Annotated in this window: 25 protein-coding genes; 10 read left to right on the forward strand and 15 right to left on the reverse strand. The window is 68.3% G+C overall.

Translation table 11 applies throughout. From position 1 onward, the window contains the following. The first annotated feature begins 103 nt into the window (after positions 1-103). The 4 genes from FSW06_RS06870 to FSW06_RS06885 all read left to right on the forward strand — a co-directional run bounded on the left by FSW06_RS06870 (position 104) and on the right by FSW06_RS06885 (position 4,494). A complete protein-coding gene (locus FSW06_RS06870) occupies positions 104-685 on the forward strand; it encodes a flavin reductase family protein (RefSeq protein ID WP_010120763.1) in 582 nt (193 codons plus the stop codon). Then, positions 686-1,762, forward strand: coding sequence for a dimethylsulfone monooxygenase SfnG (gene sfnG, locus FSW06_RS06875; protein WP_010120765.1), 1,077 nt, complete (start codon positions 686-688; stop codon positions 1,760-1,762). Beyond that, entirely contained in the window at positions 1,759-2,862 is a 1,104-nt protein-coding gene (locus FSW06_RS06880; protein ID WP_010120766.1) for an acyl-CoA dehydrogenase family protein, read from the forward strand. The genes sfnG and FSW06_RS06880 overlap by 4 nt, the downstream gene beginning before the upstream one ends. 105 nt (positions 2,863-2,967) lie before the next feature. Next, a complete protein-coding gene (locus tag FSW06_RS06885; protein WP_010120768.1) occupies positions 2,968-4,494 on the forward strand; it encodes an FMN-binding glutamate synthase family protein in 1,527 nt (508 codons plus the stop codon). A gap of 381 nt (positions 4,495-4,875) precedes the next feature. Here FSW06_RS06885 and rpsQ read toward each other — a convergent pair whose 3' ends face one another. From rpsQ to rpsJ, 11 genes are all read right to left on the reverse strand, one after another. Next, positions 4,876-5,157, reverse strand: coding sequence for a 30S ribosomal protein S17 (gene rpsQ / locus FSW06_RS06890; protein ID WP_029449606.1), 282 nt, complete (start codon positions 5,155-5,157; stop codon positions 4,876-4,878). After that, a complete protein-coding gene (gene rpmC, locus FSW06_RS06895; RefSeq protein WP_010120772.1) occupies positions 5,154-5,387 on the reverse strand; it encodes a 50S ribosomal protein L29 in 234 nt (77 codons plus the stop codon). Before rpmC ends, rpsQ begins: the two co-directional genes overlap by 4 nt. After that, complete coding sequence (rplP, locus tag FSW06_RS06900; RefSeq protein WP_010120774.1) at positions 5,387-5,803, reverse strand: 50S ribosomal protein L16; 417 nt, start codon at positions 5,801-5,803, stop codon at positions 5,387-5,389. Before rplP ends, rpmC begins: the two co-directional genes overlap by 1 nt. Before the next feature lie 3 nt (positions 5,804-5,806). Beyond that, entirely contained in the window at positions 5,807-6,553 is a 747-nt protein-coding gene (gene rpsC, locus FSW06_RS06905; RefSeq protein WP_010120776.1) for a 30S ribosomal protein S3, read from the reverse strand. Next, on the reverse strand, positions 6,553-6,927 hold the full coding sequence (gene rplV, locus FSW06_RS06910) for a 50S ribosomal protein L22 (RefSeq protein ID WP_010120779.1): 375 nt from the start codon (positions 6,925-6,927) through the stop codon (positions 6,553-6,555). The genes rpsC and rplV overlap by 1 nt, the downstream gene beginning before the upstream one ends. 2 nt (positions 6,928-6,929) lie before the next feature. After that, entirely contained in the window at positions 6,930-7,208 is a 279-nt protein-coding gene (gene rpsS / locus FSW06_RS06915; RefSeq protein WP_010120780.1) for a 30S ribosomal protein S19, read from the reverse strand. 15 nt (positions 7,209-7,223) lie between these two features. Beyond that, positions 7,224-8,066 (reverse strand): 50S ribosomal protein L2, encoded by an 843-nt coding sequence (gene rplB / locus FSW06_RS06920; protein ID WP_010120781.1) that lies wholly within the window; start codon positions 8,064-8,066, stop codon positions 7,224-7,226. A gap of 36 nt (positions 8,067-8,102) precedes the next feature. Further along, the gene (gene rplW, locus FSW06_RS06925) at positions 8,103-8,405 is read right to left on the reverse strand and encodes a 50S ribosomal protein L23 (protein WP_010120782.1); all 303 of its coding nucleotides are present in this window, start codon (positions 8,403-8,405) and stop codon (positions 8,103-8,105) included. Then, complete coding sequence (gene rplD, locus FSW06_RS06930; RefSeq protein ID WP_010120783.1) at positions 8,402-9,055, reverse strand: 50S ribosomal protein L4; 654 nt, start codon at positions 9,053-9,055, stop codon at positions 8,402-8,404. Before rplD ends, rplW begins: the two co-directional genes overlap by 4 nt. Then, entirely contained in the window at positions 9,052-9,708 is a 657-nt protein-coding gene (gene rplC, locus FSW06_RS06935) for a 50S ribosomal protein L3 (RefSeq protein WP_010120784.1), read from the reverse strand. Before rplC ends, rplD begins: the two co-directional genes overlap by 4 nt. 62 nt (positions 9,709-9,770) lie before the next feature. Beyond that, positions 9,771-10,076, reverse strand: a complete 306-nt coding sequence (gene rpsJ, locus FSW06_RS06940; RefSeq protein ID WP_010120790.1) for a 30S ribosomal protein S10 — start codon at positions 10,074-10,076, stop codon at positions 9,771-9,773. A gap of 628 nt (positions 10,077-10,704) precedes the next feature. Between rpsJ and FSW06_RS06945 the strand changes: the two genes are divergently transcribed. From FSW06_RS06945 to FSW06_RS06970, 6 genes are read left to right on the forward strand one after another with little or no spacing between them, the layout of a single operon-like run. After that, entirely contained in the window at positions 10,705-11,256 is a 552-nt protein-coding gene (locus FSW06_RS06945; protein ID WP_010120791.1) for an Asp23/Gls24 family envelope stress response protein, read from the forward strand. Positions 11,257-11,283: 27 nt separating this feature from the next. After that, positions 11,284-11,688 (forward strand): hypothetical protein, encoded by a 405-nt coding sequence (locus tag FSW06_RS06950; protein WP_010120792.1) that lies wholly within the window; start codon positions 11,284-11,286, stop codon positions 11,686-11,688. An 8-nt stretch (positions 11,689-11,696) separates the two neighbouring features. After that, on the forward strand, positions 11,697-11,885 hold the full coding sequence (locus tag FSW06_RS06955) for a hypothetical protein (protein WP_010120793.1): 189 nt from the start codon (positions 11,697-11,699) through the stop codon (positions 11,883-11,885). An 8-nt stretch (positions 11,886-11,893) separates the two neighbouring features. Continuing rightward, positions 11,894-13,003: an Asp23/Gls24 family envelope stress response protein gene (locus FSW06_RS06960; RefSeq protein ID WP_010120795.1), complete on the forward strand. Its 1,110-nt coding sequence runs from the start codon at positions 11,894-11,896 to the stop codon at positions 13,001-13,003. After that, on the forward strand, positions 13,000-13,662 hold the full coding sequence (locus FSW06_RS06965) for a hypothetical protein (protein ID WP_010120797.1): 663 nt from the start codon (positions 13,000-13,002) through the stop codon (positions 13,660-13,662). The genes FSW06_RS06960 and FSW06_RS06965 overlap by 4 nt, the downstream gene beginning before the upstream one ends. Further along, complete coding sequence (locus FSW06_RS06970) at positions 13,659-14,222, forward strand: Asp23/Gls24 family envelope stress response protein (RefSeq protein ID WP_010120798.1); 564 nt, start codon at positions 13,659-13,661, stop codon at positions 14,220-14,222. Before FSW06_RS06965 ends, FSW06_RS06970 begins: the two co-directional genes overlap by 4 nt. A gap of 387 nt (positions 14,223-14,609) precedes the next feature. Here FSW06_RS06970 and tuf read toward each other — a convergent pair whose 3' ends face one another. The 4 genes from tuf to rpsL all read right to left on the reverse strand — a co-directional run bounded on the left by tuf (position 14,610) and on the right by rpsL (position 19,135). Next, positions 14,610-15,800, reverse strand: coding sequence for an elongation factor Tu (tuf, locus tag FSW06_RS06975; RefSeq protein ID WP_010120799.1), 1,191 nt, complete (start codon positions 15,798-15,800; stop codon positions 14,610-14,612). A gap of 339 nt (positions 15,801-16,139) precedes the next feature. Continuing rightward, positions 16,140-18,266, reverse strand: a complete 2,127-nt coding sequence (gene fusA / locus FSW06_RS06980) for an elongation factor G (RefSeq protein ID WP_010120800.1) — start codon at positions 18,264-18,266, stop codon at positions 16,140-16,142. 23 nt (positions 18,267-18,289) lie between these two features. Next, positions 18,290-18,760 (reverse strand): 30S ribosomal protein S7, encoded by a 471-nt coding sequence (gene rpsG / locus FSW06_RS06985; RefSeq protein WP_010120801.1) that lies wholly within the window; start codon positions 18,758-18,760, stop codon positions 18,290-18,292. Between the two features lie 3 nt (positions 18,761-18,763). Then, the gene (gene rpsL / locus FSW06_RS06990) at positions 18,764-19,135 is read right to left on the reverse strand and encodes a 30S ribosomal protein S12 (RefSeq protein WP_010120802.1); all 372 of its coding nucleotides are present in this window, start codon (positions 19,133-19,135) and stop codon (positions 18,764-18,766) included. Positions 19,136-19,272: the final 137 nt, after the last annotated feature.

Below are 19,272 nucleotides of genomic sequence, written 5' to 3' on the forward strand. Positions count from 1 at the left end.
TCTCGGGGAGGAGTGGCGGGCAGGGTGGGGAGGGCGGGGAGTTCCATTCAGGGGTTCACCGAACCGTGGCGTCCGGAACAGACCGCATGGTCTACTCGGTGCCATGACTTCCGCCATCCGACGCACCACCGAACCAACCACCCTGTCTGAGCCCCTGTCCGAGACCCGGTCCGACCGTCAGCCCGTCGACCTGCCCGCCGTGCCCACCGCCCTGTCCGCCACCGAACTCCGCGCCGCCTGGGCGTCCATCCCCACCCCGATCACCACCGTCGCCGCCGTCGTCGACGGCCGCCCCACCGGACTGATCGTCGGCTCCTACGTCGGCCTCTCCCTCGAACCCGCCCTCGTCGCCGTCAGCATCCAGAAGACCTCCCGGTCCTGGCCGCTGCTGCGCGACGCCGACCACCTCGGCATCTCCGTCCTCACCCGCAACCACCAGCACCTCGTCCGCCAGCTCGCCGGCCCGCAGGACCACCGCTTCGACGACATCACCTGGCAGGACGACCGCGGCGCCGTGCTCCTCGAGGACGCCGCCGTCCACCTCACCGGCCACATCGTCAACGAACTCGAGACCGGCGACCACGTCACCGCCGTCCTCGAGGTCGACCGGGTGGCCGGCCAGGCCCCCTCCGAAACCCCGCTGGTGTTCCACGGGTCCCAGGTCGCGACGGTGGGTGAGCTGTAGATGTCCACCGCACGCGTCACCGACGACCTGCAGTTCGCCTACTGGGTGCCGAACGTCTCCGGCGGTCTCGTCGTCTCCGACATCGAGCAGACCACCGACTGGGGCATCGGGTACAACCGCCGCCTGGCGCAGACCGCCGAGCAGGTCGGCTTCGACTACGCCCTGACCCAGGTCCGCTACCTCGGCTCCTACGGGGCCGAGTCCCAGCATGAGTCGGTGAGTTTCTCCCTGGCCCTGCTGGAGGCCACCGAACGACTGAAGGTCATCGCCGCCGTCCACCCCGGATTCTGGCAGCCCGCCGTCCTGGCCAACCTCGCCACCACCGCCAGCGAGCTCTACGGCGGCCGGTTCGCCCTCAATGTCGTCTCCGGCTGGCTGAAGGACGAGTTCGTGAAGTTCGGCGAACCGTGGCTGGAACACGACGAACGCTACCGCCGCTCCGGGGAGTTCCTGCAGGTCCTCCGCGCGATCTTCGCCGGTGACCACGCCGAGTTCGACGGCGACTTCTACCGGCTCCACGACTACTCGATCAGCCCGCACCCGCAGACCGCCCCGGAACTGTTCCAGGGCGGCAACTCCACCGCCGCCCAGGTCAACGGCGGCCGCTACGCCGACTGGTACTTCATCAACGGCAAGCCGCTCGACGAACTGGAAGTCCAGATCAACGAGGTCCGCCACCACGCCGAGGCCGCCGACCGGGAGACGAAGATCGGCGTGAACGCCTTCGTCATCCTCGAGGACACCGAGAAGGAGGCCCACGACAAACTCCGCGCCATCGTCGACCAGGCCAGCCGTGGCGCGGTCGAGGGCTTCCGCGAGTCGGTGAAACAGGCCGGGAAGTCCACCGCCGACGGCAAGGGCATGTGGGCGGACTCGTCCTTCGAGGACCTGGTGCAGTACAACGACGGTTTCCGCACCGGCCTGATCGGCACGAGGGAGCAGATCCAGGAGAGGATCGACCAGTTGCGCGGCATCGGGGTGGACCTGGTGCTCACCGGCTACCTCAACTTTCAGGAGGAGGTCGAGCGCTTCGGCCGCGACATCATCGCGCCGCTGCGTCCGGGCGTTCCCGCGTGACCGCCGTACTCACCGACCCACTCGCCGCTGCCGGAGAGGTCGCCGCCGTGGCCCGCAGTGTGGCCCGCGGTGGCGGCGCTCCGCGTGCCACCCGGATCCGGGACGCCGTCGCCGCACTGCGCACCTCAGGCCTGCTCGCCGCCACCGTGCCCGCCCGGCTGGGTGGCCCGGAGCTGCCGCCGTCCTCGATTGCCGCAGCGGTGGGGCTGCTGGCGCAGGCCGACGGGTCGCTGGCGCAGATCCCGCAGTCGCATTTCACGTTCAGCCGGTGGCTGTTCGACGGTGAGCACCCGGATGCGGAGCAGGTCTGGGCGGACCGGCTGCTCACCGGCACCCTCATCGCCAATGCACAGGCCGAGCGGGAGCCGGTGATCGTCGACCGCACGGTGAACGGCACGAAGATCTTCTGCACCGGGTCGCCGTTCGCCGATGTCCTGGCGGTCACGGGGCGGTGTCCCGGCGAGAGCGCGCAGACCGTCGCCACCTTCGTGGCGTCGGATGCCCCCGGCACCGACATCGTCGGCGACTGGGACGCCCTGGGCCAGCGCTTCACCGGCTCCGGCACGGTCCGGTTCCACGACGTCCCGGTCGGCCGGGTGTACTCCTTCGACCGGGCGCTCGCGCTGCCCGGCTACGGGGCCTTCGCCCAGCTGCTGCACGCCGCCGTCGATGTGGGCATCGCCACCGCCGCGCTGGACGCCGCGCTCAGTCTCGCGGCGACCGCCGCACCCGACCCGCTGACCGCCCACCTGGCCGGGGAGCTGACGGCACAGCGGTTCGCCGCACAGGCCGTGGTGGAGAAGGCGGGCCGGGCGCTGGACGCCCTGTGGGCCGGCGATCCCACCACCCGCCCCGCAGAGGTCGCACTGCAGGTCGCGGCGGCGAAGGTGACGACCGGGGCGCTGACGGTCGACCTCGCCTCGCGGGTCTACGAACTGACCGGGCCCCGTGCGACCGCAGACCCCGGGGATGAGGGACTCGACCGGCACTGGCGTGACCTGCGGACCCACACTCTGCACGAGCGGCGTCGCGAGAAGTTGGCGGTCCTGGGGCGGGCGGCGCTGACCGGGGAAGACCCGGTGACCGGGCCGCAGCTGTGAACGGTCGTCCGCAACTACCCCGTCGCCGGCGGGGCTGACTGCGGGGGCATGGGGAGGCGCAACCTTACTTTCCGTTACCGCAGCGCACAGCGTAGACACGGGGACATGACGAAGAAGACCACCCGGGCCCTGGCGGCCCTCGCCGGCGCCGTGACCTCCGTCGCCGTCGCGGACCTCGTCCAGCCCCGGCACTCGATCCTGCGCAACTACCCCGTCGCCGGCTACGCCCGGTTCCTCATGGAGAAGATCCGCCCCGAGATCCAGCAGTACTTCATCGAGCGGAACTTCGACGGCGAACCCTTCGACCGGAACACCCGCACGATGATCTACCGCCGCGCCAAGGGAAAGGATGACCACGTCGCCTTCGGCACCGAACGGGACCTCGGCGCCGTCGGCTACGAGACCCTCGTCCAGTCCCTCGCACCGGTCCAGCCCGCCGACACCGACCTGCGGGTCACCGTCGGCGGCCCGGACTGCACCCGTCCCTACAGCGCCTCCCGGTTCAACATCTCCGCCATGAGCTTCGGCGCCCTGTCCGCCAACGCGGTCCTCGCCATGAACCGGGGCGCGGCCGAGGGCCACTTCCTCCACGACACCGGCGAAGGCGGACTGACCCGCTACCACCTGCGGTACGGGGCGGACCTCATCTGGGAACTGGGGTCCGGCTACTTCTCCGCCCGCACCGACGACGGCCGGCTCGACCGGGACAAGTTCGTGGCCAACGCCACCCGCGGCCAGGTCAAGATGATCGAGATCAAGCTCTCCCAGGGTGCCAAGCCCGGGATCGGCGGCGTGCTGCCCAAGGAGAAGATCACCGCGGAGGTCAGCGGCATCCGGGGCGTCCCGCGCGACCGGGACTGCATCTCCCCGTCCGCCCACCCCGAGTTCTCCACCCCGCGCGAACTGGTCCGGTTCGTCGCGGAGCTGCGCGGACTGTCCGGCGGCAAGCCGGTCGGCATCAAACTGTGCGTCGGTGACCGCACCCAGTTCCTCGCCATCTGCCGCGCCATGGTCGAGGAGGGCACCGGCCCCGACTTCATCACCGTCGACGGTGCCGAGGGCGGTACCGGGTCCGCACCCCTGGAATTCCAGGACCGGCTCGGCATGCGGCTGACCGAAGGCCTGATGACCGTCGAGAACGCGCTCGTCGCCACCGGGTTGCGTGACCGGGTGACCGTCGGGGCGTCCGGAAAGATCGCCGGCGGGGCCGACATCGTCCGCCGGCTGCTCCAGGGGGCGGACATGATGTTCGCCGCCCGGCCGATGATGATGGCGGTGGGCTGCATCCAGGCGCAGAAGTGCAACACCGGCCGCTGCCCGGTGGGTGTGGCGACGCAGGACCCGGTGCGGCAGCGCGCCGTCGACGTCGACGACAAGGGCCCCCGGGTCCGCCGCTACCATGACGCGACCGTGAAGGAGGCGGTCGCGCTCATGGCGGCGATGGGGGCGTCCTCCCCCGCCGAACTGACCCACGATATGGGCCGGATCGTCCTCGGCGCCGACGAGACACGCAGCTACGCGGACGCCTACCGGTGGCTCACCCCCGGCGAGCTGCTCGAGCCGTCGACGGACACCCCGGCCGACTGGGTCCGGGACTGGGAGCGGGCGGACGCGGACAGTTTCCGCGTCTGACCCGGCCGACTGTCCGGGCCGCCGCCGGGGCGCGGCGCGATGTCCCCGGGTCTGCGCCGACAATTCGCCGCGACCGTCGCAACGGACTGCCGGAATGTCGGCGCATCTTCCGGACGCCCCACCGGACGCCCCGCTGGACGCGCCGAGTTGACCTGAGTTGACCCGGTTCCGCCGTTTCCGGGGGACTGAACCGTCCGAATCGGGTCAGCCCGGGACAACTCCGGCCGGGTCAGTCGGTGACACGCCGGCAAAAGACACACATATTGACCATCAACCCCTGCCGGTTCCGGACAGACGGAAAACCCCCGCCGCCGGGACATGCCCGGGGCGGGGGTTTTCAGTGATCGGTGTGATCAGGCGCGAGCTCTGCCGGGGCAGAGACTACTTGGCCTTCTCCACAATCTCGACGAGCCGGAAGTGCTTGTCCTTGGACAGCGGCCGGGTCTCCTCGATGCGGACGAGGTCGCCGATGCCGGCGGTCTCGTTCTCGTCGTGCGCCTTCACCCTGGAGTTGGTGCGCATGATCTTGCCGTAGAGGGCGTGCTGCTTGCGGTCCTCGAGCCGGACGACGATCGTCTTCGACATCTTGTCGGAGACGACGTAGCCCTGACGGACCTTGCGGCTGCCCTTGGTGTTCTCGTTGGTCACGTTAGCCTCACTCATGCTGCGTCACCGTCCGGGGCGGTGGACAGGCCGAGCTCGCGCTCGTGCAGGACGGTGTTGATCCGGGCGATGTCGCGCTTGACGGTGCCCAGTCGACGGTTGTTGGTCAGCTGACCGGTGGCGTTCTGGAAGCGCAGGTTGAACAGCTCCTCCTTCGCCTCCTTCAGCTTGGTGGCCAGTTCGTCGTTGCTGAGGTCACGGAGCTCGTGAGCCGGGGTACCGGTAGCCATCAGAACTGATCCTCCTTCTTCACGATGCGCACCTTGCAGGGGAGCTTGTTGCCCGCACGGCGGAGGGCCTCGAGGGCGACTTCCTCGGTCGGGTAGCTCATCTCGAACAGGATACGGCCGGGCTTGACGTTCGCGACCCACTTCTCCACCGGGCCCTTACCGGAACCCATGCGCACGCCGAGCGGCTTCTGGGTCAGGGGACGGTCCGGGAAGATGTTGATCCACACCTTGCCACCACGCTTGACGTGGCGGTTGATGGCGATACGAGCAGCCTCGATCTGACGGTTGGTGATGTAGGTCGGCTCCAGGGCCTGCAGGCCGTAGTCACCGAAGGTCACGCGGTTGCCGCCCTTGGAGATGCCCGACCGGTGCGGACGGTGCTGGCGGCGGAACTTGACGCGCTTGGGGATAAGCATGGATTAGCCCTCCTGCTTCTGGTCCGCACGCTGCCGGCGACCACCGTTGCGGCGCGGACGGTCGCGACGGTTGCCGCGGGCCGGACGCTCGTCGCGTGCGTTGAGCAGCGACTCGCGACGGCCACCGACGACGTCGCCCTTGTAGATCCAGACCTTCACGCCGATGCGGCCGAAGGTGGTGTGGGCCTCGAAGGTACCGTAGTCGATCTCGGCGCGCAGGGTGTGCAGCGGGACGCGACCCTCGTGGTAACGCTCGGTGCGGCCCATCTCGGCACCGCCCAGACGACCGGAGCACACGACCTTGATGCCCTTGACCTGCGGCTGGCGCATCGCGGACTGGATGGCCTTACGCATCGCGCGGCGGAAGGCCACACGGTTGGTCAGCTGCTCGGCGATGGACTGGGCCACCAGCTGAGCGTTGGCGTCGATGTTCTTGACCTCGAGGATGTTCAGCTGCACCTGCTTACCGGTGAGCTTCTCGAGCTTGCCGCGGATGCGGTCGGCCTCGGAGCCGCGGCGTCCGATGACGATGCCCGGACGGGCGGTGTGGATGTCGACCCGGACCCGGTCACGGGTGCGCTCGATGACGACGTCGGCGATGCCGGCGCGGTCGAGGCCCGTGGACAGGAACTCACGGATCTTGATGTCCTCGGCGAGGTAGTCCGCGTACTGCTTGTCAGCGTACCAGCGCGAGCGCCACTCGGAGGTGATGCCCAGCCGGAGGCCGTGGGGTTGAATCTTCTGGCCCACTACTGAGCACTTCCCTTCTTGCTCTCGACAACCACGGTGATGTGGCTGGTGCGCTTGCGGATCTGGAAGGCCCGGCCCTGGGCACGGGGCTGGAAGCGCTTGAGCGTCGGTCCCTCGTCGGCCCAGGCCTCGGAGATCACCAGCGTGCGCGGATCCAGGCCGAAGTTGTTCTCGGCGTTGGCTGCAGCGGAGGCGACGACCTTCGCGACCGGCTCGGACGCGCCCTGCGGAGCCCAGCGGAGGAGCGCCAGGGCGTCCTCGACGGACTTGCCGCGGATCGTGTCGATCGTGCGGCGGGCCTTCATCGGCGTAACCCGGACGAACTTGGCCGTCGCGCGGGCGGTGTTCACAGCGGTGTCAGTGGAATCGGCCATGACTATCGCCGTCCCTTCTTGTCATCCTTGAGGTGTCCCTTGAAGGTCTTGGTCGGGGCGAACTCGCCCAGCTTGTGACCGACCATCGACTCATCGACGAACACCGGGACGTGCTTCCGACCGTCGTGGACGGCGAAAGTGTGACCGATGAAATCGGGCAGGATGGTGGAACGGCGCGACCAGGTCTTGATGACCTTCTTGGTACCGGCATCGTTCTGGGCGTCCACCTTCGCGAGGAGGTGTTCGTCGACGAACGGGCCCTTTTTCAGGCTGCGTGGCATTCTCAACTACCTCCTTTAGCGCTTCTTGTTCTTGTTGGCACGGCGACGACGGACGATCATGTTGTCGCTCGGACGGTTGGGCTTGCGGGTGCGGCCCTCAGGCTGACCCCACGGGGAGACCGGGTGGCGACCACCGGAGGTCTTACCCTCACCACCACCGTGCGGGTGGTCCACGGGGTTCATGACGACACCGCGGACGGTCGGGCGGACGCCCTTCCAGCGCATACGGCCGGCCTTGCCCCAGCGGATGTTGATCTGGTCCTGGTTACCGACCTCACCGATGGTGGCGCGGCACCGCACGTCGACGCGGCGGATCTCGGAGGACGGCATACGCAGCACGGCGTACTTGCCCTCCTTACCGAGCAGCTGGATGGACGCACCGGCGGAGCGGGCCAGCTTGGCGCCGCCACCGGGCTTCAGCTCCACGGCGTGGATCGTGGTACCGGTCGGGATGTTGCGCAGCGGCAGGTTGTTGCCCGCCTTGATGTCGGCCTGCGGACCGGTCTCGACGACGGTGCCCTGCTTCAGGCCCTTCGGGGCGATGATGTAACGCTTCTCACCGTCCGCGAAGTGCAGCAGCGCGATGTTCGCCGTGCGGTTCGGGTCGTACTCGATGTGCGCGACCTTGGCGGGCACGCCGTCCTTGTCGACACGACGGAAGTCGATGACACGGTAACGGCGCTTGTGGCCGCCACCGATGTGACGCGTCGTGATGTGGCCGTGGACGTTGCGGCCGCCGGTCTTCGACAGCGGGCGCAGCAGAGACTTCTCCGGGGTCGAGCGAGTGATCTCGTCGAACTCGGACACGGAACTCTGGCGGCGACCCGGCGTAGTCGGCTTGTACTTGCGAATAGCCATACTTCTGCTCTCTCTTTACCTTTCGGTGTGTGACCGCTAGGCGGTCGCACCGCCGAAGATGTCGATGGGATCGCTGCCGGCGGCGAGGGTGACCATGGCACGCTTGGTGTCCTTGCGCCGACCGTAACCGGTCCGGGAGCGCTTCCGCTTGCCCGGGCGGTTGAGGGTGTTCACGCTGGCGACCTTCACGCCGAAGATCTGCTCGACGGCAATCTTGATCTGGGTCTTGTTGGTGCCGGGTGCGACCAGGAACGTGTAGACGTTCTGCTCCATCAGTCCGTAGGACTTCTCGGAGACGACGGGCGCGACGATGATGTCCCGGGGATCTGAGTAGCTCACTTAGCTTCCTCCTTGGCAACCGGTGCCGTGGCGATCAGCGCGTTGAGAGCCTCGACCGAGAAGACCACGTCGTCCGCGTTGAGGACGTCGTAGGTGTTCAGCTGGTCGGTGGCCAGCGCGTGAACACCCGGAAGGTTGTTCACGGACTTCCATGCGGTGACGTCCTCGCGGCCCAGGACCACCAGCACCGACGTGCGGTCCGTGAGGCGCTCGATGAACGTCCGGGCCGACTTGGTCGACGGGGTCTGGCCGGCGACGAGCTCCTCCACGACGTGGATGCGCTCGTTGCGGACGCGGTCGGTGAGGGCACCGCGCAGGGCGGCGGCCTTCATCTTCTTCGGGGTCCGCTGGTCGTAGTCACGCGGCTGCGGACCGTGGACGGTGCCACCACCGGTGAAGTGCGGCGCACGGGTCGAACCCTGGCGGGCGCGACCGGTGCCCTTCTGGCGGAACGGCTTCTTGCCGCCGCCGGAGACCATGCCGCGGGTCTTGGTGGCGTGGGTGCCCTGCCGCTTGGCGGCGAGCTGGGCCACGACGACCTGGTGCATCAGGGCGACCGAGGGCTCCACGTCGAAGATGGACGCGGGGAGCTCCACGGTGCCGTTGGTGGACCCGTCGGCGGTGTTGACGTTCAGTGTGAGGTTGCTCATGCGTGTGCACCGCCCTTCACTGCGGTCTTGACGGTGACGACACCGCCGTTGTTTCCGGGGATGGCACCCTTGATCAGCAGCAGGTCGGACTCGGCGTCCACCCGTGCGATCTTCAGGTTCTGCAGGGTGACGCGCTCGTTACCCATGCGGCCTGCCATCCGGGTGCCCTTGAAGACACGACCCGGGGTGGCGCAGGCGCCGATGCCGCCGACGCGGCGGTGGGCGGCCTGGTTACCGTGGGCGGCGCCCTGGCCGGCGAAGCCGTGGCGCTTCATGGCGCCGGCGTAGCCCTTGCCCTTGGAGGTGCCGGTGACGTCGACGAATGCGGCGTCCGCGAAGGTCTCGGCGGTGATCTCCTGGCCGACCTCGTAGGCGGAGGCGTCCTCGACGCGGATCTCCGTCACGTGGCGGCGCGGCGTCACGCCGGCCTTCTTGAAGTGTCCGGCCTGCGGCTTCTTGACCTTGCGCGGGTCAATGTCGCCGAAGGCGATCTGGACGGCCTCGTAGCCGTCGATGTCCTTGGTGCGCACCTGGGTGACCACGCACGGCCCAGCCTTGACGACGGTGACCGGGACGACCCGGTTCTCCTCGTCAAAGATCTGGGTCATGCCGAGCTTCTTGCCCAGGATGCCCTTGATCTCGTTATCACTCATAATTCTGCTCCGCTGCCAAAACCTGGCTCAGTAAAGACTCGAATCCGACGTAGTACGGGGGACTACTGGATGTTCACGTCGACGCTGGCCGGCAGATCGATGCGCATGAGAGCGTCAACGGTCTTCGGCGTCGGGTCGAGAATGTCGATCAGGCGCTTGTGGGTGCGCATCTCGAAGTGCTCGCGCGAGTCCTTGTACTTGTGCGGCGAGCGGATGACGCAGTACACGTTCTTCTCGGTGGGCAGAGGCACAGGGCCGACCACGCGGGCACCGGTACGGGTGACCGTCTCGACGATCTTCTTGGCAGAAGCGTCGATTGCCTCGTGATCGTAGGCCTTGAGCCTGATGCGGATCTTCTGTCCCGCCACGCTAGTCCTCTTCCTCGCTCCCCGTCCCGCCGGGTGCAGACCACTCCAGGTGGTGCTGTCTCGACGGCTTGGGAACTTTTCAATGTCTTGGTTAACGCTGTCCGGCCCTCGTGGGCTGGCGCAGTCGCCAGTTCGTATGACCTGTGGTTGTCCCTGCGAGGTTCCGTGAGATCCGGGGGCGGGGCGACAAACGCACCGACACCGCTGAACCTCGTGACCGGAACCCGGGGGACACCCGAGCCGTCCGTGGGAAGAGCCCCCTTAGCGTGGGGACCTTCGCTTACTGCCGCTGTTTATTTGCCATGCCCCGTCATCCGGACCCCGCAGCCCGGATACGGATCCGGGCCACGCAGGTACCGTCCCGGTGAGCCGGAGCCCACCCAAGATGGTTCATGCTCGCTTCACCACCGGCGTCATCTTGCGTCCACCGGGGTGGGCGCGCAGATGCCGTGTCAAAGCAACGGGAGTTATTTAACCACGTCGGACGCCGTCCCGCAAAACCCGGCGGGACGCCGCGAAGCCGGGGTGACGGTGTTTTCCGTCACACCCGTCAGCCGCGCCGTTCGCGTCCGGCTGTTCGTCTACCATGGGGCCCACCACCTGCCCGTCCCAGTAAGGAGACACAGACATGAGCGACAGCCAGAACTCCGGCTCCGGCAGCGACGCCGGCACCGACGCCGGGAACCGGGACACCGTCCGGGCCTCCACCGGCACCCCGGCGGTCCCTGAGTCCGCCACCGGCGCTGCGACCGGTTCCACGACCGACTCCGAACTCTTCACCGACCACGGCCGGACCTCCGTCGCCGATGTCGTCGTCTCCAAGATCGCGGGCATGGCGGCCCGTGAGGTCACCGGCGTCCACGGGCTCGGCGGTTCCACCGCCCGCGCGATCGGCGCGCTGCGGGAGCGGATCCCGGGTGGCCGGGTCAACGTCCAGCAGGGCATCTCCGTCGAGGTCGGCGACCGGCAGGCCGCCGTCGACATCTCGATCGTCGCCGAGTACGGCGTCGCCATCCACGAGCTCGCCGAGGCCATCCGCCGCAACATCATCATCTCCGTCGAGGAGATGACCGGGCTGGAGGTCACCGAGGTCAACGTGACCGTCCACGACGTGCACCTGCCGGAGGACGACGAGGCGGAGGAGGACGCGGAGCCGGCGAAGGCCCCGCGCGTCCAGTAACCCGGTGACAGGGACAGGTAACCGATCATGACCGACTTCCGCTCCGACCCGGAGTACGTCCGGCTCCGCCGGCAGATCATCCGGGAGAACCATCCCGACCGGGGAGGTTCGGACGAACAGCTCATCGCCGCACTCGCGGACCTCGACGCCCGGTGGTCCCGGCGCTCGCGGACCCGGGAGGGCATCCGTGCCGGTTTCGACGACGTGAAGCTGCCCGGGTTCGTCCCCGACGATGTCGCCCGACAGGCCACCGACCTCGCCGAGCACTACGCCGAGGAGTTCATCCGTCGCACCGAGACGTTCCAGCCGACGCTGCGCCGGGCCCGCCGGATGGCGGAGAAGGTCGTCGGTTCCGCCACCCGCAGCGTCCGGGAGCATCTCCCCAAGCACTTCCCCGGCGCCCGCCGGTACACAGACACCACCAGGAAATGAGGGACACCATGAAGTACGCGACAATCCTCGGGGTGCTCGCCGGCTTCCTGCTCGCTGTCGGGGCCCTCTGGCAGGGACTGACCGGCTTCCTCGTCGTCCTCGTCCTCTGCGGCGTCGGCGGCGTGGTCGGCGCACACGTCGAGGGCCTCATCGACCTGCGGTCGGTGGTCCGGTCCGGTAAGCGCGGACGGGGCTGACGGCGACGATGAACGGGACCCCTGTACCGGACGCCGCGGGCACCACCGGCGGCACCGACGGCACCGACGTCGCGGCCGAGCTGCCGCGCGCCGCGGCCTACGAGAACCAGCGGAAGCACGTCCGGATCGAGACACGCGTGCTCGAGAAGACCGGCGTCCGTGCCGCACTGTCGGTACCGGGCGTCATCGTGCACTCCAGCGGAATCGGGAAACTCACGGGTCGACGGCTGCCGAGGATCGCCGTCCGGATGGACAGTCAGGGCCGCTCCGCCACGGTGGACGCCCAGCTCGCGGTGGCCTGGCCCGGACCTGTCGTCGCTGTCGCCCAGGTGGCGCGCGAGACGGTGGCCGAGTGGATCGAGCACTCCACCGGAGTGCCGGTCCTCGCCGTCAACGTCGAGGTCGCCGCCGTCGTCCCCACCGACGACCCGGCGTCCGGACGGGTGACGATCCAGGACCTGCGCGAGGCACCGCGCACCCCGCTGCTCACACCGGTCACCGCCACCCCCCTGGCCGTGTCTCCCGTGACCGCACCTGCCGGCCGCATCGCCGACCGGCTCCGCCACCCGGGCGTCCCGCCGCACCCCGACGTCGTCCACCCCCGGGCGGTCCGACGGCCCGCCCCGGTCTCCGTCAGTGCACCGCCACCGCCGCCGGTGCGCCACGTCCACCCGCCGGTCCCGGCGCCCGTCGCCCATGTCGCACCGCCGGTCACCCCGCCTGTCGTGCACGTCCAGCCGCCCGTCGCACCGAAGGTCGTCCACATCGGCCCTCCGCCGCCGCCGGTGATCGAGGGAATACAGGTCGTCGGTCACCCGCACGTCGCCCGGCCGGTCGCGCCCCCGCCGGTGCCGCTGGCCCCGGTCGAGGTGTGGCGCACCCCGGTGACGGCACCGCCGCCCCCGGTGGCGCCGACCCTCACCCCGGTGCCCACTCCCCCGCCGCCGCCGCTGCGTAACATCCCGACGCCCCGTGGCCTCCCGGTCGAGAACATCCCCACTCCGCGCGGCCTGCCGTTGACGGTCTTCCCGCAGGTCCGGCGGCGCGGACTGCGTCCCGTCACGGTCCGTCGACACCCGCGGATCCCCGTCACCGTCAGGAAGGAGCAGGACTCGTGAGCACCCCGGTACGTCCCCCGTCCTCCGGCCGCTTCGCCGCCGATCTCTCCGTGACCTCCGACGTCGCCGTCAACGCCGGTGACGGCAGCACCGTCACCGCCCCGGAACCCGCCCGGTCCCCGCTGGCCCGCTGGTGGACGCTGCTGCTCGCCCTCGGCTTCCTCGCCGCCGGCGCCGTGGTCGTCCGGGAGATTCTCGTTGACAACGGGACCGTCGACAGTGGACGCTGGCTCACGCCCGCCCTGAACTGGCTCGCCGATCTGAGCTACCGCGACTGGATGCTGCCCGCCGCGATCGGCTGCGCGGTCGTCGCACTCATCTTCCTCATCGTCACCGTCCGGCCCCGGGCGAAAACGCACATGGCCCTCACCGGTGCCGGAGACGACGCCCCACAGGTCTTCGCCCGCCCGGTCGACCTCGCGCGCCTCACCACAGCGACGGTCGAGCGGGTGCCCGGCGTCCTGCGCGCAACGACCGTCACCACCCGCAAGCGGATCACCGTCACGGTCGTCACCGCGGCTGCCGCCGACGAGCACGCCCAGCTCATCGACCGGGTCACCGCGGCCGCCCGGTCCATAGCCGAACTGGTCGACGAGTCCCCGGACGTCGCCGTCAAACTGACCCACGGTGATCCCGCCTCGACAGGAGGCCGGTCATGAACCGAGGCAAAGCGGCCTTCGACCGCATCATCACCTTCCTGCTGTTCCTCATCTTCGCCGCCCTGGCGACCTGGGGGATCTGCCTGGCACTGGACCTGCCCGCCGCGCACACCGTCGGTGACTACGCCGACCGGTCCTTCTGGCGGGGCCTCCCCGACCGGGACAACTACCGGACGATCCTCACCGGGACGGCGGTGGTGCTCTTCCTCATCGGCATCGTCCTGCTGGCGGTGAACATCGAGCGGAAGCGGCTGCACCGGATCGTCTCCCCGACCTCCGGCACCACGGGCGTCATCACGGTCCATCCGGCCGATGTCGCCTCGGCCGTCGCCCAGACCATCGAAACCGTGCCCGATGTCCGGTCCACCAGCTACCGGGCGGTGGAGGACCGCAGCACCCAGGTCATCGAGATCCGGGTGCGTATCCCCGCAGAATCCGATATCCGTCGGATCCATGCGGCCTGTAACCGGGCCGCCCAGGACATCGCCGAGTCCCTGCCCGGCTCGCCGGTCCGCCCCCGGTTCATCCTCCAGGTCGAGCAGGTCCAGCGCGGGCGCTGACCCGCTCCCCTCTCGCCCTCGCTTCTCCTTCTCTCCCCCTCTCCCCCGCCCCCGACGGCGGCGGACTCCGGTCCGCCACCGTCGTCGAGTGTCCGGGGCTGACTGGCGCACGGAGGCCCGGGTGGTGCTGCCGCGACGGCGACCGCGCTGGTTCCTCCCCTGCCACGTCGCCGCAGTCGACTTTGCGCCGACAATCCGGCGTCCCCCTGCCGGCGTCCGGCCGGAATGTCGGCGCATAGTCCGGCTGGCCCGGACGACGGCACCGGGGACGTGCCTGCCTCGCCGCCGCCCCGCCGCATACGACGAAAACACCGCCCCTCCCCCGGGACGGACCCGGGGAAGAGGCGGTGCGGTCGGTGCCGTAGGACGGCGACCGGGGTCACATCATTACTTGATGATCTTGGTGACCCGGCCGGCGCCGACAGTGCGGCCACCCTCGCGGATAGCGAAGCGCAGGCCCTCGTCCATGGCGACGGGCTGGATCAGCTCGACGTGCATGTCGACGTTGTCGCCCGGCATGACCATCTCGGTGCCCTCCGGCAGCGTGACGACGCCGGTGACGTCGGTGGTGCGGAAGTAGAACTGCGGACGGTAGTTGTTGAAGAACGGGGTGTGACGGCCGCCCTCGTCCTTGGACAGGACGTAGACGGAACCCTCGAACTCGGAGTGAGGCGTGTAGGCGCCGGGCTTGGCGACGACCTGGCCGCGCTCGACGTCCTCGCGCTTCAGACCACGCAGCAGCAGAGCGGCGTTGTCGCCGGCCTCAGCGGAGTCCAGCAGCTTGTTGAACATCTCGATGGAGGTGACGGTGGTCTTGGTGGACTTCTCGCGGATACCGATGATCTCGACCTCGTCGTTGACGGCGAGGGAGCCGCGCTCCACACGACCGGTCACGACGGTGCCGCGGCCGGTGATGGTGAAGATGTCCTCGATCGGCATGAGGAACGGCTTGTCGGTCTCGCGCACCGGGTCCGGGATGGACTCGTCGCAGGCCTTCATGAGGTCCAGGATCGACTGGACCCACTTCGGGTCGCCCTCGAGGGCCTTCAGAGCGGAGATGCGGACGATCGGGGCGTCCTCATCGTAGTCCTGCTCGGCGAGGAGCTCGCGGACCTCCATCTCGACGAGCTCGATGAGCTCCTCGTCCTCGACCATGTCGCACTTGTTCAGGGCGCAGAGGATGTAGGGGACGCCGACCTGGCGGGCCAGGAGGACGTGCTCACGGGTCTGCGGCATCGGGCCGTCGGTGGCGGCCACGACGAGGATCGCACCGTCCATCTGGGCGGCACCGGTGATCATGTTCTTGATGTAGTCGGCGTGACCCGGGGCGTCCACGTGGGCGTAGTGGCGCTTCTCGGTCTGGTACTCCACGTGGGAGATGTTGATCGTGATGCCGCGCTCCCGCTCCTCCGGCGCCTTGTCGATGGCGTCGAAGGCGAAGGCCTTGTTGAGCTCCGGGTAGGTGTCAGCCAGAACCTTGGTGATGGCGGCGGTCGTCGTGGTCTTGCCGTGGTCGACGTGACCGAGGGTGCCGATGTTAACGTGGGGCTTCGTGCGCTCGAACTTAGCCTTCGCCACTGTGTGTCCTCCTGGACTTCTCGGTGGCCACGACTCTCGCGACCACGTTATTTAACCCCCGGGACCGGGTTCGCCGCCGGATGCGGCGGCCGGTTCCGGGTCTTTCTTGCGCCGATTACAGCATCGGTCAGCGTGTGTGTCGGCCGGTGGTACCCGAACCTGCCAGGTCGACCGAGGTCGGTCACTCTGGACACGCTGCTGCTGGGTAACGGCCAGCACCCAGCATCCTAACGCACTTTGCCTGCCGGTGAAAAACCGGGGCATGCTGTCACGATACCGAGAACTGGCCCCTACCCCGCGGGGCGCCGGAGGCGCCCCGCGAAGTCGGGTGCGGGGACGCTAGGCGGTGCCGTTGCGCTCCGCGATGATCTCCTGGGCGACGCTCGAGGGAACCTCGCCGTAGGAGTCGAAGATCATGGTGTAGTTCGCGCGACCCTGGGTCTTCGACCGCAGGTCACCGACGTAACCGAACATCTCCGACAGCGGGACCTTGCCCTTGACGACCTTGGCGCCCGAACGGTCCTCCATGGAGGAGATCTGACCGCGGCGGGAGTTGATGTCGCCGATGACCTCGCCCATGAACTCCTCGGGCGTGGTGACCTCGACGGCCATCAGCGGCTCGAGCAGGACCGGCTTGGCCTTGCCGACGGCCTCCTTGAGGGCCTGCGAGCCGGCGATCTTGAACGCCATCTCGGAGGAGTCGACCTCGTGGTAGGCACCGTCGATCAGGGTGGCCTTGATGTTCACCAGCGGGTAGCCGGCGAGGTAGCCGTACTGCATGGCGTCCTGGATACCGGCGTCCACCGAGGGAATGTACTCGCGGGGGATGCGGCCACCGGTGACGGCGTTGACGAACTTGTAGCTCGGGTCCTCGCCCTCCTCGAGCTCGGCCGGGTCCGGCGCGTAGGGCTCGATGCCGATGATGACCTTCGCGAACTGGCCGGAGCCACCCGTCTGCTTCTTGTGGGTGAACTCGACCTTCTCGACGGGCTTGCGGATCGTCTCGCGGTACGCGACCTGCGGGTTACCGACGTTGGCCTCGACCTTGAACTCGCGCTTCATACGGTCGACGAACACGTCGAGGTGCAGCTCACCCATACCACCGATGATGGTCTGGCCGGTCTCCTCGTCGAGGTTCACCGTGAAGGTCGGGTCCTCTTCGGTCAGGCGCTGGATGGCGACACCCAGCTTCTCCTGGTCGGCCTTCGACTTCGGCTCGATGGACACCTTGATGACCGGCTCCGGGAAGTCCATGGACTCCAGCAGGATCGGGTCCTGGATGTCACAGAGCGTGTCACCCGTGGTGGTCTCCTTGAGACCGATGAAGGCGTAGATGTTGCCGGCGTGCGCCTTCTCGACCGGGTTCTCCTTGTTGGCGTGCATCTGGAAGAGCTTGCCGATGCGCTCCTTCTTGCCGGTGACGGCGTTGAGGACCTGGTCACCGGGCTCCGCCGTGCCGGAGTAGACACGGACGAAGGTGAGCTTGCCGAAGAACGGGTGCGCGGCGATCTTGAACGCCAGGGCCGAGAACGGCTCCTTGTCGCTGGGCTTGCGGGACAGTTCGACGTCCTCGTGGCCGGGCTTGTGGCCCTCGATGGCCTCGACGTCGAGCGGGCTCGGCAGGTAGGCGACGACCGCGTCGATCAGCGGCTGGATGCCCTTGTTGTGGTAGGCGGTACCACAGAAGACCGGGTAGATCTCGGAGGCGACCGTCATCTTGCGGATCGCGGCGTTGATCTCGTCGACGGAGAGTTCCTCACCGGAGAAGTACTTCTCCATGAGGGCCTCGTCGGACTCGGCGACGGTCTCGAGCAGCTTCTCGCGGTACTCGGCGGCCTTGTCGGCCAGGTCCGCGGGGATCTCCTCGATGGTCGGCTCGGCGCCGACCTCGACCTTGCCGCGCCAGGTGATGGCGTTCATGTTGACGAGGTCGACGACACCGTCGAAGTCATCCTCGGCACCGATCGGGAGCTGCATGACGAGCGGCTTCGCACCGAGACGGTCGATGATCGTCTGGACCGTGAAGTAGAAGTCGGCGCCCAGCTTGTCCATCTTGTTGACGAAGCAGATGCGCGGGACGTCGTACTTGTCGGCCTGGCGCCAGACCTGCTCGGACTGGGGCTCGACGCCCTCCTTGCCGTCGAAGACGGCGACAGCGCCGTCGAGGACACGCAGGGAGCGCTCGACCTCGACGGTGAAGTCGACGTGGCCGGGGGTGTCGATGATGTTGATCTGGTTTTCGTGCCAGAAACAGGTGACGGCGGCGGAGGTGATGGTGATACCACGCTCCTTCTCCTGCTCCATCCAGTCGGTGGTGGAGGCGCCGTCGTGGGTTTCGCCGACCTTCCGGTTGATACCGGTGTAGTAGAGGAAACGCTCGGTCGTCGTGGTCTTACCGGCATCGATGTGCGCCATGATGCCGATGTTGCGGACCTTGTGGAGGTCCTTCTGGACTTCTTGTGCCACTGTGATTCCTTAAGGTCGGTGTGTTACCAGCGGTAGTGGGCGAAGGCGCGGTTGGCCTCGGCCATCTTGTGGGTGTCCTCACGGCGCTTCACGGAGGCACCGAGACCGTTGGAGGCATCCAGGATCTCGTTGGCGAGCCGCTCGGTCATGGTGTTCTCACGACGCTGGCGGGTGAAGGTGACGAGCCAACGCAGGGCCAGGGTCGTGGCACGGCCCGGGCGGACCTCGATCGGCACCTGGTAGGTGGCGCCACCGACGCGGCGGGAGCGGACCTCGAGGGCCGGCTTGACGTTGTCGAGACCCTTCTTCAGGGTGAGGACCGGGTCGGTGCCGGTCTTCTCGCGGCAGATCTCCAGGGCGCCGTAGACGATGCGCTCGGCGGTGGACTTCTTGCCGTCCAGCAGAACCTTGTTCACGAGCTGGGAGACGATGACGTCGTCGTAGACCGGATCCTTGACGACGGGACGTGCGGGTGCGGGACCTTTACGCGGCATTGTTTACTTCTCCTTCTTCACGCCGTAGCGGGAACGGGCCTGCTTACGATCCTTGACACCCTGGGTATCGAGGGCGCCGCGGATGATCTTGTACCGGACACCCGGGAGGTCCTTCACGCCGCCACCGCGGACGAGGACCATGGAGTGCTCCTGGAGGTTGTGACCCTCACCGGGGATGTAGGCCGAGACCTCGATGCCGGAGGTCAGACGCACACGCGCGACCTTACGCAGGGCGGAGTTCGGCTTCTTCGGGGTCGTGGTGTACACGCGGGTGCACACGCCACGACGCTGCGGGGAGCCCTTCAGGGCGGCCGCGGAGACCTTGCGGGTCTTGTCGTGGCGGCCCTGGCGGACCAGCTGCTGGATAGTAGGCATAAACCGACTTTCTGTTCGTTGCGATGGGTACTGCTCGCCACCCGGCACCGGCGACCACCGGGCGGCTGACCTCTCCCTGCGTTCGGGCGAATCTGCTTTGAACGTGCGTAAACCCGTCAGCCGCTCTCGCTGGCTTA

Source organism: Corynebacterium nuruki S6-4 (genome assembly GCF_007970465.1).
GTDB lineage: Bacteria > Actinomycetota > Actinomycetes > Mycobacteriales > Mycobacteriaceae > Corynebacterium > Corynebacterium nuruki.

Coding starts and splice junctions, on each gene's coding strand:
- rplC (WP_010120784.1), bottom strand. CDS start 9,708: ATGAGTGATAACGAGATCAAGGGCATCCTGGGCAAGAAGCTCGGCATG.
- FSW06_RS06950 (WP_010120792.1), top strand. CDS start 11,284: ATGACCGACTTCCGCTCCGACCCGGAGTACGTCCGGCTCCGCCGGCAG.
- sfnG (WP_010120765.1), top strand. CDS start 686: ATGTCCACCGCACGCGTCACCGACGACCTGCAGTTCGCCTACTGGGTG.
- rplB (WP_010120781.1), bottom strand. CDS start 8,066: ATGGCTATTCGCAAGTACAAGCCGACTACGCCGGGTCGCCGCCAGAGT.
- FSW06_RS06960 (WP_010120795.1), top strand. CDS start 11,894: ATGAACGGGACCCCTGTACCGGACGCCGCGGGCACCACCGGCGGCACC.
- rplV (WP_010120779.1), bottom strand. CDS start 6,927: ATGGCCGATTCCACTGACACCGCTGTGAACACCGCCCGCGCGACGGCC.
- rpsG (WP_010120801.1), bottom strand. CDS start 18,760: ATGCCGCGTAAAGGTCCCGCACCCGCACGTCCCGTCGTCAAGGATCCG.
- FSW06_RS06970 (WP_010120798.1), top strand. CDS start 13,659: ATGAACCGAGGCAAAGCGGCCTTCGACCGCATCATCACCTTCCTGCTG.
- FSW06_RS06945 (WP_010120791.1), top strand. CDS start 10,705: ATGAGCGACAGCCAGAACTCCGGCTCCGGCAGCGACGCCGGCACCGAC.
- rpsL (WP_010120802.1), bottom strand. CDS start 19,135: ATGCCTACTATCCAGCAGCTGGTCCGCCAGGGCCGCCACGACAAGACC.
- rpsQ (WP_029449606.1), bottom strand. CDS start 5,157: ATGAGTGAGGCTAACGTGACCAACGAGAACACCAAGGGCAGCCGCAAG.
- FSW06_RS06955 (WP_010120793.1), top strand. CDS start 11,697: ATGAAGTACGCGACAATCCTCGGGGTGCTCGCCGGCTTCCTGCTCGCT.
- FSW06_RS06870 (WP_010120763.1), top strand. CDS start 104: ATGACTTCCGCCATCCGACGCACCACCGAACCAACCACCCTGTCTGAG.
- rpmC (WP_010120772.1), bottom strand. CDS start 5,387: ATGGCTACCGGTACCCCGGCTCACGAGCTCCGTGACCTCAGCAACGAC.
- FSW06_RS06885 (WP_010120768.1), top strand. CDS start 2,968: ATGACGAAGAAGACCACCCGGGCCCTGGCGGCCCTCGCCGGCGCCGTG.
- rpsS (WP_010120780.1), bottom strand. CDS start 7,208: ATGCCACGCAGCCTGAAAAAGGGCCCGTTCGTCGACGAACACCTCCTC.
- rplP (WP_010120774.1), bottom strand. CDS start 5,803: ATGCTTATCCCCAAGCGCGTCAAGTTCCGCCGCCAGCACCGTCCGCAC.
- rplD (WP_010120783.1), bottom strand. CDS start 9,055: ATGAGCAACCTCACACTGAACGTCAACACCGCCGACGGGTCCACCAAC.